This is a genomic window from Haloferax sp. YSSS75 (genome assembly GCF_046764215.1).
In the GTDB taxonomy this organism is placed as follows: domain Archaea; phylum Halobacteriota; class Halobacteria; order Halobacteriales; family Haloferacaceae; genus Haloferax.
Genome location: NZ_CP177206.1, coordinates 1481670 through 1497350, shown reverse-complemented (window position 1 = coordinate 1497350; position 15681 = coordinate 1481670). Strand labels below are relative to the sequence as shown.

General features: G+C 63.2%; 15 protein-coding genes. 11 read left to right on the top strand and 4 right to left on the bottom strand.

The window, feature by feature from the left end; all coding sequences use genetic code 11:
- Positions 1 to 25: 25 nt before the first annotated feature.
- From ACK3R5_RS07900 to ACK3R5_RS07890, 3 genes are read left to right on the top strand one after another with little or no spacing between them, the layout of a single operon-like run.
- Positions 26 to 1072 carry an ABC transporter substrate-binding protein gene (locus tag ACK3R5_RS07900; protein ID WP_411968602.1) on the top strand — a complete coding sequence of 349 codons (1047 nt, stop codon included), beginning with the start codon at positions 26 to 28 and terminating at the stop codon, positions 1070 to 1072.
- Complete coding sequence (locus ACK3R5_RS07895; RefSeq protein ID WP_411968601.1) at positions 1069 to 1932, top strand: ABC transporter permease; 864 nt, start codon at positions 1069 to 1071, stop codon at positions 1930 to 1932. Before ACK3R5_RS07900 ends, ACK3R5_RS07895 begins: the two co-directional genes overlap by 4 nt.
- A complete protein-coding gene (locus tag ACK3R5_RS07890; protein WP_411968600.1) occupies positions 1929 to 2693 on the top strand; it encodes an ABC transporter ATP-binding protein in 765 nt (254 codons plus the stop codon). The genes ACK3R5_RS07895 and ACK3R5_RS07890 overlap by 4 nt, the downstream gene beginning before the upstream one ends.
- Before the next feature lie 23 nt (positions 2694 to 2716).
- Here ACK3R5_RS07890 and ACK3R5_RS07885 read toward each other — a convergent pair whose 3' ends face one another.
- Complete coding sequence (locus tag ACK3R5_RS07885; protein ID WP_411963517.1) at positions 2717 to 2866, bottom strand: hypothetical protein; 150 nt, start codon at positions 2864 to 2866, stop codon at positions 2717 to 2719.
- 121 nt (positions 2867 to 2987) lie between these two features.
- Between ACK3R5_RS07885 and ACK3R5_RS07880 the strand changes: the two genes are divergently transcribed.
- Positions 2988 to 4346 (top strand): DEAD/DEAH box helicase family protein, encoded by a 1359-nt coding sequence (locus ACK3R5_RS07880; RefSeq protein WP_411968599.1) that lies wholly within the window; start codon positions 2988 to 2990, stop codon positions 4344 to 4346.
- Positions 4347 to 4349: 3 nt separating this feature from the next.
- Here the strand turns inward: ACK3R5_RS07880 and ACK3R5_RS07875 are convergent, their stop codons facing one another.
- Positions 4350 to 4742: a transcriptional initiation protein Tat gene (locus ACK3R5_RS07875; RefSeq protein ID WP_411963515.1), complete on the bottom strand. Its 393-nt coding sequence runs from the start codon at positions 4740 to 4742 to the stop codon at positions 4350 to 4352.
- Positions 4743 to 4872: 130 nt separating this feature from the next.
- Here ACK3R5_RS07875 and ACK3R5_RS07870 point away from each other — a divergent pair, with 130 nt between their 5' ends.
- A complete protein-coding gene (locus ACK3R5_RS07870; protein ID WP_411968598.1) occupies positions 4873 to 6384 on the top strand; it encodes a DUF790 family protein in 1512 nt (503 codons plus the stop codon).
- 3 nt (positions 6385 to 6387) lie between these two features.
- Here ACK3R5_RS07870 and ACK3R5_RS07865 read toward each other — a convergent pair whose 3' ends face one another.
- Both ACK3R5_RS07865 and ACK3R5_RS07860 read right to left on the bottom strand, forming a co-directional pair.
- Positions 6388 to 6924 (bottom strand): hypothetical protein, encoded by a 537-nt coding sequence (locus tag ACK3R5_RS07865; RefSeq protein WP_411963513.1) that lies wholly within the window; start codon positions 6922 to 6924, stop codon positions 6388 to 6390.
- Positions 6921 to 7862 carry an RsmB/NOP family class I SAM-dependent RNA methyltransferase gene (locus tag ACK3R5_RS07860; protein WP_411963512.1) on the bottom strand — a complete coding sequence of 314 codons (942 nt, stop codon included), beginning with the start codon at positions 7860 to 7862 and terminating at the stop codon, positions 6921 to 6923. The genes ACK3R5_RS07865 and ACK3R5_RS07860 overlap by 4 nt, the downstream gene beginning before the upstream one ends.
- Positions 7863 to 8051: 189 nt before the next feature.
- Here ACK3R5_RS07860 and ACK3R5_RS07855 point away from each other — a divergent pair, with 189 nt between their 5' ends.
- The 6 genes from ACK3R5_RS07855 to dnaJ all read left to right on the top strand — a co-directional run bounded on the left by ACK3R5_RS07855 (position 8052) and on the right by dnaJ (position 15567).
- Entirely contained in the window at positions 8052 to 9644 is a 1593-nt protein-coding gene (locus tag ACK3R5_RS07855) for a globin-coupled sensor protein (RefSeq protein ID WP_411968597.1), read from the top strand.
- A gap of 84 nt (positions 9645 to 9728) precedes the next feature.
- The gene (locus tag ACK3R5_RS07850; protein ID WP_411968596.1) at positions 9729 to 10475 is read left to right on the top strand and encodes a proteasome assembly chaperone family protein; all 747 of its coding nucleotides are present in this window, start codon (positions 9729 to 9731) and stop codon (positions 10473 to 10475) included.
- A 117-nt stretch (positions 10476 to 10592) separates the two neighbouring features.
- On the top strand, positions 10593 to 11291 hold the full coding sequence (locus ACK3R5_RS07845) for a nucleotide exchange factor GrpE (RefSeq protein ID WP_411968595.1): 699 nt from the start codon (positions 10593 to 10595) through the stop codon (positions 11289 to 11291).
- A gap of 122 nt (positions 11292 to 11413) precedes the next feature.
- Positions 11414 to 12196: an alpha/beta hydrolase gene (locus tag ACK3R5_RS07840; protein ID WP_411963508.1), complete on the top strand. Its 783-nt coding sequence runs from the start codon at positions 11414 to 11416 to the stop codon at positions 12194 to 12196.
- Positions 12197 to 12404: 208 nt separating this feature from the next.
- Entirely contained in the window at positions 12405 to 14267 is a 1863-nt protein-coding gene (gene dnaK / locus ACK3R5_RS07835; protein ID WP_411963507.1) for a molecular chaperone DnaK, read from the top strand.
- Between the two features lie 145 nt (positions 14268 to 14412).
- Positions 14413 to 15567: a molecular chaperone DnaJ gene (dnaJ, locus tag ACK3R5_RS07830; RefSeq protein ID WP_411963506.1), complete on the top strand. Its 1155-nt coding sequence runs from the start codon at positions 14413 to 14415 to the stop codon at positions 15565 to 15567.
- The last annotated feature ends 114 nt before the right edge of the window (positions 15568 to 15681 follow it).

Below are 15681 nucleotides of genomic sequence, written 5' to 3'. Positions count from 1 at the left end.
AGGGTGTAGTTAGTACAGGGGTGTAATGACTGAGGCACCACGACCGAACTCGACGACACGTAGAAGATTCCTGCAGACCACCGGTCTCGCGGCAACCGCTGGGTTCGCAGGGTGTCTCGGAGGGTCGGGTGGGAGTGGCCTCGACGAACTCAACGTCGCCTACATGCCCATCTATCCCGACATGCAGTACTTCGTGATGCAAGAAGAGGGCATGTTCGACCAACTCTCGGTGTCGGTGTCGGGCAAGAAGTTCTCCGACGGGCCGAGTATCGTCCAAGCATCCGCGAAGGGCGACTTCGACGTGATGATGTTCGGTATCGTCCCGGCGATGATTATCGTCGACAAGGGGATTCCCGCGAAGATTACGGCGGCGAACATCCAGAACGCGATGAAGGTGCTCGCGAACGACGAGTTCGCCGCGATGTTCGATGAACACGGCAAGGAAGCCTTCGCCAGGTTCGAAGAACAGAAGGGCCGCAAGTTCACCTTCGGCACCTTCCCACCGGGTTCGGTTCCGGACATCCTGCTTCGCTACTGGGTCCAGAACACGCTCGGACTCGACCCCGAATCGGACGTGAACATCAAGGGTCTCGGCGGCGCGGCGGCGGTCCAGCAGGCGCTTCTGTCGAACAAAATCGACGGGACGAGCATCATGGAACCCGTGCCGACGGTGGTCGAGGCCAACGACGCGCCCTTCCAGTCTATCGCGTGGGCGGGTGACTTCATGCCGGGGCAACCGGCGGCGGTCACGCTCATGCACGACCGACTCCGTGAGGAGAACCGCGAGGTTGCCTCCGAGTTCGTCCGTCTCCATCAGGAAGCGACGCAGTTCGTCGCCGACAACCCACAGACTGCGGCCGAACACGCCAGCACGGTCATCGGCGAGAGCGCACTTCCGGTCGAGACGGCCCGTGCGGCGCTCGATTCGCGTGCGTCGGACTTCATCACGAACCCCCACGACATCGAAGGCGGCGCGAAAATCTTCGCGGACTACGCTCAGACGCTCGGCAAGACCGAGGCACAGTTGACCGTCGACGAACTGTTCGACTACGGCATCTACGACGACCTATGAGCAACGACGAAGTCGGCGCGAACGTCGCGATTTCGGAGACCGACGAACGACTCCTCGACCGGTTGACGGAGTTCTCGTCGGAACAGACCGGACTCGCCATCGCTGGTTTCGCTGGCTTCCTCGCGGTGTGGTACGTCGCCGCGCTGTTCCAACCGACGTATCTCCTTCCGTCGCCAGTCGAAGTGTCCGCGGCGTTCCTCACCGAACTCACCGCACCCGCGACGCTCGCAGTTCCCTTTACCGGCGTCGAACTCCCGGGGACGCGCCTTCTCGTCAAACTCGTCCAGAGCCTCTACCACTACGTCCCGGGCCTCCTCATCGGGACGACGCTCGGTATCTCCGCAGGCATCGCCATGGGGTGGAACGACCGGGTCGATAGCGTCTTCACCCCCGTCACGCGCGTCCTCCGGCCCATCCCACCGCTGGCGTGGATTGGCTTCGCCGTCATCTGGCTCGGCGTCAACCACAAGGGGGCGACGTTCATCGTCGCCATCGGGTCGTTCTGGATAAACTTCTACAGCGCCTACGGCGGCGTCGAAGGCGTCTCCACCGACCTCAAAGAAGTCGCGGCGACCCTCGGCGTCGACGACGACCTGACCATGATTCGGAAGGTGGTCATCCCGGCCGCCAGTCCCTCGATTATGACCGGGATTCGGACGAGCATCGGCCAGTGTTGGATGATTGTCGTCGCCGCCGAACTCATCGTCGGCGTCGGCGTGGGCTACGAGATTCTCAACACGGCGCAGAATCTCGCGATGGACGTCTCCGTCGCCTACATGCTCGTCATCAGTCTCGTCTTCCTCGTGAGTGACGGCCTCTTCCGCCGGGTCGAACGGCGGGCGCTGGAGTGGAGAGCATGAGCCAACGGCAACACACCGAGACGACTGTCGCCGTCGAATCGCTCGACAAAGTGTACGAGTCCGACCGGCGGACCGTCAGAGCACTCTCTGACGTGAACTTCACCGTCGAGGACGGCGAGTTCGTCTGCATCGTCGGCCCCTCCGGGTGTGGAAAGACGACGCTGTTCCGCGTCATCGCCGGCCTCGAAGACGCGACTGCGGGCGGCGTCCTACTCGACGGTGAACCCGTCACCGGCCCCGGAACCGACCGCGGGATGGTGTTCCAGGAGTACGGCCTGTTCCCGTGGCGGACCGTCTCCGAGAACGTCGCCTTCGGCCTCGAAGAACAGGGCGTCGAAGAACCGACGCGCTCTGCTCGCGTGGACGAGATGCTCCGCCTCGTCGGCCTCGACGGATTCGCCGACGCCTACCCGAAGGAACTCTCCGGCGGGATGAAACAGCGCGTCGGCATCGCTCGTGCCCTCGCCGTGGACCCAGAACTCCTCCTCATGGACGAACCCTTCGGCGCAGTCGACGCCCAGACCCGCGACATGCTCCACGGCGAACTCCTCGACATCTGGGCGGAGACGGACAAGACTGTCCTCTTCGTCACCCACGACGTCGAAGAGGCCGTGACGCTCGCAGACCGGGTGGTCGTCATGGCCGCGAACCCCGGCCGCGTCCGCGAAATCGTCAGTGTCGATATCGAACGCCCCCGTGAGCGAACCGACCCCGAGTTCGCACAGTACGTCGAGCGGATTCGCGGACTGATTGGGGAGTGACGGTCGGAACGCGAGGAGTCGCGTTACTCCCGCGCTTCTCGCAACTCCTCGACGTACGAGTCGATGACCGACAGCGTCGCGTCGGCGTCGACGTAGCCCTTCTCGTACTCCGACATCGCGCTGTTGTAGTCACTCAGGAACTGCGCCACGGCGTCGTCCAGTTCGTCGCTCATACACGTCCGTTGCCCCGCCATCTGATTTGAACCTTCGGCACTCGGACCGGCAGACTGGTGCAGGCCCCCGTCGGCGACGCGGACCGTCGATTTATCACCTCGCCTCGCCAACCCGCCGGTAGTGACGACACTCCGCTTCGAGGACGGAACCGTCCACGTGCGAACTGACGACCCTGACGCGACTGCGACACTCGCCGACGTCCCGAGCGTCGAAGCCGACCCCAGAAGCGGTGGCTATCGCGCGCCGGCGATGCAGTACGCCGCAATTCGTGACGCCCTCGACGCGGCCGAAATCGAGTACGACGACCGAATCGCCGCCGCCGTCGCCGCCGACCTCTCGCTTTCGACCACCTACGACCTCCGAGAGTACCAGCAGGCGGCCCTCGATGCGTGGCTCGACGCCGACAGTCGCGGCGTGGTCGAACTCCCGACGGGCGCGGGAAAGACGGTGCTCGCCGTGGGGGCGATGGTTGCGCACTCGGTGCCGACGCTCGTCGTCGTCCCGACCATCGACTTACAGGACCAGTGGATTAGGGAGTTAGAGACCGAATTCGACGTGCCAGTCGGCCGGTTTGGCGGCGGCGAACAGCGACAGGAGGCCATCACCGTCTCGACGTACGACTCCGCCTACCTCCGCGCCGACGACGTGGGCGGCGACTTCGGACTCGTCGTCTTCGACGAAGTCCACCACCTCGGCGGACAGGGCTATCAGGATATCCCGCGATTCCTCACAGCACCCGCCAGACTCGGTCTGACCGCGACGTTCGAGCGACCTGACGGCGCACACGAACAGGTTACCGAACTCGTCGGCCCGCGAGTCTACCAACTCGACGTCGACGACTTGGCTGGCGAGCATCTCGCCGACTACGAAGTCCGTCGCATCGAAGTCGAGCTCACGGCCGAAGAACGCGAGCGATACGACGAGGCGCAATCGACGTTCGTGGACTACCTCAAGCGCTCCGGGTTGTCGATGCAGTCGGGCAGCGACTACCAGAAACTCGTGATGCGTTCTGGGAACGACCCGCGGGCGCGAGAGGCCTTGTTGTCCAAACAACGCGCCCGCGACGTGATGATGAACTCCGACGCGAAGGTGGACAAACTCGGCCGTCTCCTCGCCAGACACCGCGACGACAGGGTCATCGTCTTCACCGCCTCGACGGACCTCGTCTACCGAATCGCACGGCAGTTCCTCGTGCCGCCAATCACCAACGAGACGGGAACGAAAGAGCGCAGAGAGATTCTCGATAGGTTCCGCGACGGTACCTACGACACCGTCGTCGCGGCGAACGTCCTCGACGAGGGTGTGGACGTCCCCGACGCGAACGTCGGTATCCTCATCTCCGGGTCCGGGTCCGAACGCGAGTTCACACAGCGACTCGGCCGAATCCTGCGACCCAAAGCCGACGACTCGACGGCACTGCTCTACGAACTCGTGAGCGTCGAGACGGCAGAAGAGCGGGTCGCAGACCGACGGCGGTGACAGTTAGAGTATCGACACGTCGATTTCGCCGTTACTGGCGAACGCGTCGAACTCCACGTCGAACTCGACGCTGAAGGGTTCCGTCTCGCCGGATGGGACCGAGACGTCGGTGTCACGGACCGACTCGTTTTCACCCACGGCCACGCGAACTCTGACCGTCACGACGCGCTCCGACCCGGAGTCGTTGACGACTTCGCCGAAGACACGGAGACGGCCGTCGTCGGTCGACTCGAAGTCGAACGTCACGATTCGAACCGACGGCACCTCCGGTGTCTCTCGTGGTTCGTCGGCAGGTGCCTCGGGCGGGTTTCGTGGCCCCGTTGCGGTTGGATACCCGCTGAGACACCCAGACGAGAGGCCGACTGCGACCAGTCCGAGGAGGCGACGTCGCTCCATACGTTGGGGTCCGACGCGGGGGCCATGAACCTTACCGTCCGTGTCGAATCCCGGTGTCTCGCCGTGAGCGACTACCTCCTCTCGGGTGAGCCCCGAGGTGCTTTTGTGCTGGCCACTCCTCGTGCCGATAGTGCTGACGAAGGACCTCCTCCGCGTCTCGCGGGCGGGTGGTGGCTACCAACCGAAGTTCGCCGGGCGGCAGGACCGGCCACTCGCGGCGAAGACGCTCGGCGTCTTCCAGCGACACGTCGGTGAGCCTCGGGCATCGCTCGATGACGCCCTCACCGCCCTCGAATCCGAGGCAGACGACTTCAAACTCGTCCGCGGATTCGCGTCACTACTCGACCGTGAAGCAGTGTTCGAGACGCAGGCGTCGGTGCCGCCGGTTCGCGCCCGCCGTGCGGCGTTCGAAGCGGCGATGGACGTCGGTGGCGTGACGACGCCCGAGGAACGAGACGCGGCACTCGACAGTGCGGCGTCGTCCCTCGGGGTGACGCCCGACGCCGTGGACAGGTCGCTGACGGCGGACCGAGACGTCGAACAGGTGCTGTCGGCGTTCGACTCGCGATGGACCCCCGACGAGTTACTCACACAGTACAACCTCTCGCTCGCCCAGACCGCACTTTTCGACGCCACCGAAGTCCGGGTCCGGAGTTCGGACCCGAAGGCGCTCGTCTCTGCGGTCAAACGGTTGCGGTTGATGTACGAGGTTCGAAAGACCGACGCGGGACGCGAAGTCGTCGTCACCGGCCCGGACGCACTGTTCCAGCGGACGCGACGCTACGGAACCGCATTCGCGCGTCTCCTCCGGTCTGTCGCCACCGCCGACGAGTGGCGACTCACGGCGACGATAGCCGACCGGGGCCGGGAACGCGAGATGCACCTCACGGACGACGACGTGTCGGTTCCGGGCGTCGAACCCATGGCCGAACCCGGATTCGACAGCGACGTCGAAGCCGACTTCGCCGCGCGGTTTCGTGGCCTCGACTTCGACTGGGAACTGGTCCGCGAACCCGAACCGCTGGAGACGGGGACGAGCGTCATGATTCCGGACTTCGCGTTCGACTACGAGTTCGGTGACTTCCGCGTCTTCTTCGAAATCATGGGCTTCTGGACGCCGGCGTACGTCGAGAAGAAACTGGGCCAACTCGACGACGTAGAGGACGTCGAGATGGTCGTCGCCGTCGACGAATCGCTCGGCGTGAGCGAGGATATCGAGGCACGCGACCACCGGGCAATACCGTACTCCGGGTCCGTGCGCGTGAAAGACGTGGTCGACGTGCTTCGAGAGTACGAATCGACACTCGTCGCGGACGCCACGTCGTCGCTCCCGGCGGAACTCGTTCCCGACGACGACGTCGTGTCGCTCGCGGACCTCGCGGCTAGACACGGTGTCGCTCTCGACGCCCTCGACGGTGTGAGGTTCCCGGAGCACGAACTCGTAGGGCGGACGCTCGTTCGACAGCGTGTCCTCGATTCGGTCGCGGAGATGGTCGAAGCAGGGATGTCGCTCTCGGAGGTCGAACCTATCTTCGACGAGCACGGACTCGGAGACGCGAGTGCCGTCCTCTCACGCCTCGGGTATCGAGTCGAGTGGGAGGGTCTGACCGGCGGAACGGTTCGGAAGAAAGACGAGACGTAGGGGTCAGTCGAGTTTCGGGAGTTCTTCTTGTCGGCCTTTCGGGACCGTCGAGCGAAGTTCGCCGTGGAGGTAGAGTCCCACACCGAGCGGTTCGCGCTCGCCGGCGAGTTCGTGTGCGGCGACGAGATAGCCCCAGTCACCGTCCCAGCGTTCGAGTTGTTGGTCGTGGCCGTCGACGAACGCCTTCGCCTCGCCGGGCGACAGTTCGACGACGTTCTTCGTCGCGTCGCGGCAGAACCGCTGGACTGCGTTGGTCGAGGGTTTCCAGTGACGTTGTCGCGTCCGGAGGATACGCATCCCGAGTCCTTCGACCTGAATCGGGTCGACCATCTCGGCGGGGAACGCCCAAATCTTTCCCGCGCCCTTCTCCCAGAACGTGTAGTTCTCGAACGTCTCGGCGTCGAGTCCGAAGCGTTCGACCCACCAGTCGACGACTTCCTGTCGCGAGGGGCGGCCATCGACGACTCTGTCGTCGGGCGTCTCCGGGAGGCGGTCGAACTGCTGGCCCCAGTTTTCGTCTTCGGCGGTGTCGTCTCTCATGCCTGCACCTCCAGTTTCGCGGTGAAGAAGCCGCCCGTGTCGTTCTGATGCGGGTAGACCCGACGCGCGTTGGTGACCGAGGGGTCGTACTCCTCGCCTTCCCACTCGGTGATACCCGGCGACGTTTCGAACCCGTCGGGGACGTCCCACTCGACGACGTCGCAGTCCTCTCGTTCGAGGACGAAGTCGAGTATCGCTTCGTTCTCTTCGGGGGCGAACGTACACGTGGAGTAGACGACGGTTCCGCCGGGTTTCGTCACCTGCACGGCCCGCCGGAGGATGCCTTTCTGGACACCGGCGACGCTGTGAACGTGGTTCATCGTCCACTCGTCTAACACGTCGGGGTTCTTTCGGCAGGTCCCCTCACAGGAACACGGTGCGTCGACGAGGACACGGTCGAACTGGTCGAACGCGCCGGGTTTCTCGGGCGTCTCTTCGCCGAACGGTTTCATCGAGAAGTTTCGCGCGTCCTGATTCGTCACGACGAGGTTCGTCACGCCGAGGCGTTCGGCGTTGTGTCGGAGTGCCGAGAGTCGGCCGAGGTTGTTGTCGTTGCCGACGAGGACGCCCTCGTCGTTCATCATGGCCGCGATTTGTGTGGTCTTCGACCCCGGGGCGGCGCAGGTGTCCCACACACGCTCCCCCGGTTGCGGGTCGAGTGCGATTGCCGGGAGCGCCGAGACTTCCTCCTGACCGTGAAGCCAGCCGTGGAAGTACGGCCAGTTCGTCCCAGCAGTGCTCTCTTCGAGCTTCAGGATGCCGGGGTGCCAGTCGGTGGGTTCGTAGGCGACGCCCTCGTCGTCGAGTGCCTCGCGGGCACGCTCCACCGTGGTCTTGATGGTGTTGACACGGACGACAGACGGGAGTGGCCGCTCGCAGGCCTCGAAGAATGCCTCCTCGTCGTCCACGAGTGGCGCGTACCGCTGGAGCGGGTTCATACCACTCGATTCCGTACGGGCGCGTTTGTCGGTTTCGGAGTGAGCGGGAGCGTCGTCTGAGAGACTGGACGCTCTCGACGATGACAATCTGACAGAAACTCCCTCTATATGCAGGCACCTTCTCAGACCGGATAATTGGAGGCGCAGATTTATGCATGCTATTGCTTGACAAACGGACAGCTGAACACCATGAAAGTAGATCAGACTGGGGGCGACGATGGTGTACTGATCACGGGGGAAAAGCGGCGACGGGTCGACGGCAGTTCCTTGTGTGCTGAAATCGGAATCGACGACGACGAAGTCGAGTGGCGCAAGACGTTCACCCGATTCACCGACGCCGACGCGGCACGACTCGAGGGGCTTTCCGACACCTTCGACGAGGTGGGCGAACCACTCGTCGAGGAGTTCTACGACAACATCTTGGGAGACGACGTGACGGAGTCGATTCTGGGGCGCTCGACGAAGTCTGTCGAGGCGCTGAAGGGTTCTCAGCAGGCCTACCTCGACGACCTGACCAACGGGTCGTACGACTGCGACTACTTCGAACGACGGGCGCGTATCGGGAAGATACACGACATGCTGGAACTCGGGCCGAAAATCTACCTCGGTGCGTACTCGGTGTATTACGAGGGCCTCCTCGGCGCAGTCGTCGAGGACGCGAAGGCGCGACTCGCCAGCACTGACGCGCCCATCTCGACGGGGAAATCCTCGCTCCGTGAGCGACTCACTGGAACGACGGCCACCACCAATGGCACAGTCGAGACGGACGAAGACGAACTCTCCCCGGAGGAGGCACTCGACGAAGTGTACGAGAACTTCATGTCCGTCCTCAAAATCGTCAATCTCGACCAACAGGTGGCGATGGACACGTACATCCACTCGTACAGCAGTCAGATAGAGGCCGAACTCGACCGACGCGAGAGCGTCACCAGGGAGGTCAGAGAGACTGTCGACGAACTCTCGGAGGACGCCGAACAGGTGACGGCACGCTCGGAGACGATTCGCGACTCCGCGTCTGTGCAATCCGAGAGCACGCAGTCTGTCGCCGAGGAGGCGTCGTCGATGAGTGCGACAGTCGAAGAGATTGCGGCGACTGCGACCGAAGTCGAAACGACGAGCGAACGCGCGGAGTCGCTCGCTCGCCACGGCCAAGAGGCGGCGGGCGAAGCACTCGGCGCGATGGCGGAGGTCAGTACGTCCGCAAGCGGCGTTGCCACCGACGTCGACCAACTCCGCTCCCGGGTGGACGAAATCGACGACGTAGTCGAGATAATCACCGACATCGCGGACCAGACGAACCTCCTGGCGCTCAATGCTTCTATCGAGGCCGCACGGGCGGGTGACGCGGGCGAAGGGTTCGCCGTCGTCGCCGAGGAGGTCAAAGCACTCGCAGAGGAGTCGAAAGCACAGGTCGGCGAGATAGAGTCGGTCATCGGCCGGATTCAAGACGACACGGACCAGACGGCCAGAAACATCGAACAGACCACGGTCAGACTCGACGAAGGAATCGACGAAGTCGAGTCGGCGATGGACAACCTCGGAGAAATCGTCGCCGCCGTCGAAGACACCGCCGCCGGGATTCGAGAGGTGTCGGACGCGACGGACGAACAGGCGACGTCGATGACGGAGATTACGAGTATGATGGACGAGGTGGCGATGCGCGCCTCGGAGATACGCGAGGAAGTCGCCGCCGTCTCAGACGCGAACCAGCGACAGGCCGAACAGGTCACCGACATCGCAGAGACGGTAGAGCGACTTGCGGGCGAGACACAGGTACGGTAACTGACCCGATTGGGGGACAGGGGGTCGATTCACGCGGTGCACACCCCCGTCGGATTTACCTCACGTGAGTGCACACGTTCACATATGGCACAAATCCGCGTCCTCGCTGACGAACTCACCGACAAGTTGGACTCCCCGACGCTGGTCGAGGGACTTCCCGGTGTCGGACTCGTCGGAAAGATTGCTGCAGACCACCTCGTCGAGGTGTTCGACATGGAACACTACGGTGACGTCTACTGTGGGGGCGTGCCCAAGGTGGCGGTGTACATGGAGGGTTCTTCGACCCTCCACCCGCCCGTTCGCATCTACGCTGACACCGAACACGACCTGCTCGTCCTCCAGAGTGACATCCCGATTCGACCGGAATCGGCGACTGAACTCGCCACGTGTCTCGATTCGTGGTTCTCCGACCTCGACGTGACACCGATTTATCTCTCGGGCATCGCCCGGGAGAAGTCCGCAGAGGTCCCCGCGCTCTACGGCGTCGGCACGGAAGACGTCGTAGACCAGTTCGAGGCGGCAGGAATCGACCAACCGACCGAGACTGGTCTCGTCTCGGGGCCGACCGGTGCGATGTTGAGCCACGCGATTCAGGTCGGGACTACCGCCTTCGGACTCGTCGTCGAGTCCGACCCACAGTTCCCCGACCCGGAAGCTGCTCGAATCATCATCAAGCACGGTATCGAACCGCTGACCGATATCGACGTGCCGGTCGACGACTTGGTCGACAGTGCGGCCGAGATTCGGAAGGCGAAAGAGAACCTCGCCAAGCAGATGCAACAGGCCGACGAAGAGAGCACCCAGGCGCGACCCCTCGGGATGTATCAGTAGACACCTCGAAGGGCGCTGTCGGTCGGTCGACCCGGCCGCAACTCACCCCAACAGTGAGAACTTTTCGGCCGGGTCGCAGTCTACACTCTTAAGCCATATCAGGCACTTTTCCCGCTCATGAGCGACGACCCTGCCGAGTCGGTTACGGAACCAACTGCAGAAGGAGACGCCGAGACGGGCACAGACGCCGACGCGTCGGAGTTCGAAGACGCGGAGGTAGTCGACCCGGAGGCCGAAAACGACGACGCGGCAACCGAGGAATCTGGCGACGCTACCGACGACGACTCTGTCGCGGTGTCCGACCGTGTGGCCGAGTACGACGACGAACTGGCCGACGAGGTTGCGGCACTCGAAGCACGCGTGTCGGAACTCGAAGCTGAGCGCGACGAGGCCGAATCGACGGCTTCCGACCTCGAAAGCCGCCTCAAGCGGACGCAGGCCGACTTCCAGAACTACAAGAAGCGAGCGAAGAAGCGACAGGACCAGATAAAAGAGCGAGCGACCGAGGACTTCGTCGAACGCGTCGTGACGGTCCGCGATAACCTCGTCCGCGCACTCGAACAGGACGAAGACACCGACATCCGCGACGGCCTCGAATCGACGCTCAAAGAGTTCGACCGCATCCTCGAAGACGAGAACGTCGAAGTCATCGACCCCGACCCGGGGACCGAAGTCGACCCGAACCGTCACGAGGTGATGATGCGCGTCGAGAGCGAGCAACCCGTCGACACCATCGCCAACGTGTTCCAACCCGGCTACGAGATGGCGGACAAGGTCATCCGCGCCGCACAGGTCACCGTCAGCAAAGACGAGTAACCGTCTACTACCATCCCGGCGAGGGACCGTCTCTCTCTGTTCGGTCACCTCGTCGCAGATTCGTCGAACGACCCCACCGAATCCGGGGAGGACTTTTCTGCTCACCCGTCGTCAGGGCGTACATGCGACTTCGCCCCGGCCGACGCCGGCCGACTGTCCGCGTCACTCAGCACGGGGACCCACTCGACGATGGTTTGCTGTTCGTCCTCGGTTGGGGGAACAAACCCACTCACCGAAGCGTCGAATGGCTCATCGACCGCCTCACCTACGATGGCTACCGCGTCCACGCGGTGGAACTGCCGACGAACGGATGGAAGTTCGAAGAGCAGTACGTCACACCGGTCAGAGCCTACGCCGTCGACCGCGACCTCGACCTCGTGCTCAGTCACAGCACTGGCGGACTCGTCGCGTCCCACCTCGATTTGAACGTGCGAAACGTCTTCTTGAGTCCGTGGTGGGGGATGCGACTCACCGGCCTCGACCGGGTGCTCTACCCACTCGTCAGTCGAGTTCCGACGACGTGGCCGTTCCTCCCGGCCGGCATCTCACGGACGGACCTCGGTGAGATGAAACTCGCAGAAGAGATGCGGGACACACCGGACACCGTCTCGCCGGCATTCCTCCAGTCGATACGGGGAGCACAGAAGGCGCTCCCACCGTTTCGGCAGTCGGACGTGGTCTTCTTCTCGCCGACTGACCGCGTCGTCGACGTTCACACTATCGGGGAACGAACGCCCGCGGACAATCTCGTCCCGTACGACGGTGGCCACGAATTCTTCGCCAGCGAGAACCGAGAACGCACGTTCACGAAGGTCCGAACCGCACTGGAGGGCGGTCCAGAATCGTTTCGACCGGTGGAATCGACGTCCACCGGAGTAGCCGAACAGTCCCAACCGGCAAACTGAGCGTTCACCCGGCCAGCAGGCGGCGTCAGTGCGGGAGTACGGTGGGCCGAGCGGTGCTCGGACGACACGGTGAGCGGTTCTACATAAATCGACCGACCTGTTTCGACGCGAAAAGTCGAAATCGCAAGACACCGGCGACGTGGTGTGGCTGTGTGTGTCGCAGTATCTAGTAACCTTTAACCACCAAAGGACGGTATTTGCGTGCAAGATGGCGAGCAACAAGATTCTGGGTATCGACCTCGGCACCACGAACAGCGCGTTCGCGGTGATGGAGGGCGGTGACCCGGAGATTATCGTGAACGCAGAAGGCGACCGAACGACCCCCTCCGTCGTCGCGTTCACCGACGATGGTGAGCGCCTCGTGGGCAAGCCGGCGAAGAATCAGGCTATTCAGAACCCAGAGCGCACCATTCGTTCTATCAAGCGCCACATGGGTGAAGACGGCTACACCGTCGAAGTCGAGGACGAGGAGTACACACCCGAACAGATTTCGGCGATGATCCTCCAGAAGATCAAACGCGACGCCGAAGATTACCTCGGCGACGAAGTCGAGAAAGCCGTCATCACGGTCCCTGCGTACTTCAACGACAAACAGCGACAGGCGACGAAAGACGCGGGCGAAATCGCTGGCCTCGACGTCGAGCGCATCGTCAACGAACCGACCGCCGCGTCGATGGCCTACGGCCTCGACGACGAGTCGAACCAGACCGTCCTCGTCTACGACCTGGGTGGCGGGACGTTCGACGTCTCCGTCCTCGACCTTGGTGGCGGCGTCTACGAAGTCGTCGCGACGAACGGGGACAACGGCCTCGGTGGCGACGACTGGGACGAAGCCATCATCGACTGGCTCGCGACCGAGTTCAAGAACGACCACAACATCGACCTCCGCGAGGACCGACAGGCCCTCCAGCGTCTGAAGGACGCCGCCGAAGAGGCGAAGATAGAACTCTCCTCGCGCAAGGAGACGACCATCAACCTCCCGTTCATCACGGCGACGGACTCCGGCCCGGTCCACCTCGAATACGACCTCACTCGCGCGAAGTTCGAGTCGCTCACGTCTGACCTCATCGAGCGAACGGTCGAACCGACCGAACAGGCGCTCGAAGACGCCGACTACACGAAAGACGACATCGACGAGGTCATCCTCGTCGGTGGGTCGACCCGCATGCCGCAGGTCATCGACAAGGTCGACGAGATGCTCGGGTCCGAACCCAAGAAGTCCGTCAACCCCGACGAGGCCGTCGCACTCGGCGCGGCCATTCAGGGTGGTGTCCTCGGCGGCGAAGTCGACGACATCGTCCTCCTCGACGTGACGCCGCTGTCGCTCGGTATCGAGGTCAAGGGTGGCCTCTTCGAGCGTCTCATCGATAAGAACACGACCATCCCGACAGAGGAGTCGAAGGTCTTCACGACTGCCGCCGACAACCAGACGACGGTGCAGGTCCGCGTCTTCCAGGGTGAACGCGAGATGGCCGAAGACAACGAACTCCTCGGTGAGTTCACGCTCTCGGGCATTCCGCCGGCACCGGCCGGAACCCCGCAGATTGAAGTCAGCTTCAACATCGACGAAAACGGTATCGTCAACGTCTCTGCAGAGGACAAAGGCTCCGGCAACGCCGAGTCCATCACCATCGAAGGCGGTGCTGGTCTCTCCGACGACGAGATAGACCGCATGCAGCAGGAAGCCGAACAGCACGCCGAAGAGGACAAAGAGCGCCGCCGCGCCGTCGAGGCTCGAAACGAGGCCGAAGGCGCAGTCCAGCGCGCGGAGACCCTCCTCGACGAGAACGAAGAGAACGTCGACGACGAACTCCGCGCCGACATCGAAGCGGCCATCGAGGACGTCGAGGCGACGCTCGAAGACGACGACGCCTCCACGGAAGAACTCGAAGACGTCACCGAGCACCTCTCGAAGGAACTGCAGGAGATTGGCAAGCGTATGTACCAGCAGCAGGCACAGGCGCAGGCCGGCGGCCCCGGTGGTGCCGGTGGTCCCAACGCAGAGGACATCGACCCCGAAGACTTCGTCGACGCCGACGCCGACTTCGACGGCGAAGAAGACGACGAATAAGCAGTCTCACTGACTGACCTCCGTCGAGACTCCCGACGGCGTCGGTCGGATTCTTTCTGAACGTACACCAATCTCCCGAGCGGCCCGCCTCTCCGGTCCGAGGCGCACTTTTCAAATAGCTTCACCGGTTACAAAGCAATAACCGATGAGCGAGGACTTCTACGACGTGCTCGGGGTCTCGCGGGACGCCTCGAAAGACGAGATTAAGAACGCGTACCGCAAGAAGGCCGCTAAGTACCACCCCGACGTCTCCGACGAAGACGACGCCCAAGAGAAGTTCAAGAAGATACAGAAGGCAAAAGAGGTCCTCACGGACGACGAGAAGCGCCAGATGTACGACCAGGTCGGCCACGAACGCTTCAAACAGGCACAGAAACACGGTGCCGGAGGCGGTGGTGGTCGAGGTCGAGGCAACCCATTCGGCGGTGGCGGCAACCCGTTCGGCGGGATGGGTGGCGGTGGTGGCTTCGAGGACCTCTTCAACAACCTGTTCAACGGTGGCCGAGGCCAACAGCGCAACCGGCCACAACAGGGTCGCGACGTCGCCCAACGCATCAGTATCGACCTCGAAGACGCCTATCACGGCATCGAACGCGACGTGACGATTCGCCGCCGTGAGGTCTGTCCCGAGTGTGACGGCGCGGGTCACCCCGACGACGCCGACGTGAACACCTGTTCGGAGTGTGGTGGGTCCGGCCAGCAGACGACGGTCCAGCAGACGCCGTTCGGTCGAGTCCAGCAGACGACGACGTGTCGCGCCTGCGAGGGCGAAGGCGAGACCTACAGCGAAGACTGTTCGGAGTGTCACGGAAGCGGGCGCGTCCGCCGTACTCGTGACGTGACCATCACCATCCCCGCTGGCTTCCGCGACGGCCAGCGCCTCCGCTACCGTGGCGAGGGCGAACCCGGTGAGAACGGTGGGCCGAACGGAGACCTGTTCGTCGAGGTCACCGTCCGCGACCACGACGAGTTCGACCGTGAGGGCGACGACCTGTACTACACGCATCCCATCTCGTTCCCGCAGGCCGTCTTCGGCGCGACTGTCGAGGTACCGACGCTCGACGGCGAAGAAGAACTGAAGATACCTGCAGGCACTCAGAGTGGGTCTTCGTTCACCGTCTCCGACGCAGGGATGCCCCACCTCGACAGTCGCGGGTCGGGCGACCTGCACGTCGAAATCCACGTCGTCACGCCCGAAGACCTGAACAAAGAACAGCGCGAGGCGCTCAAGAAGTTCGCCGAAGCAGGCGGCGAAGAGGTCAAAGAGGGCCTCTTCCAGAAACTGAAGAACTCGCTGTAACTCCTCTCTCGAACCGCCAGCGCGGCGACAACGATTCTGTTCGCTCGTGGTGATTCGACCCGACGGTGACCGCGCACCGTCAAAAAACTGATACGTAGTGGTGATACACTTTCT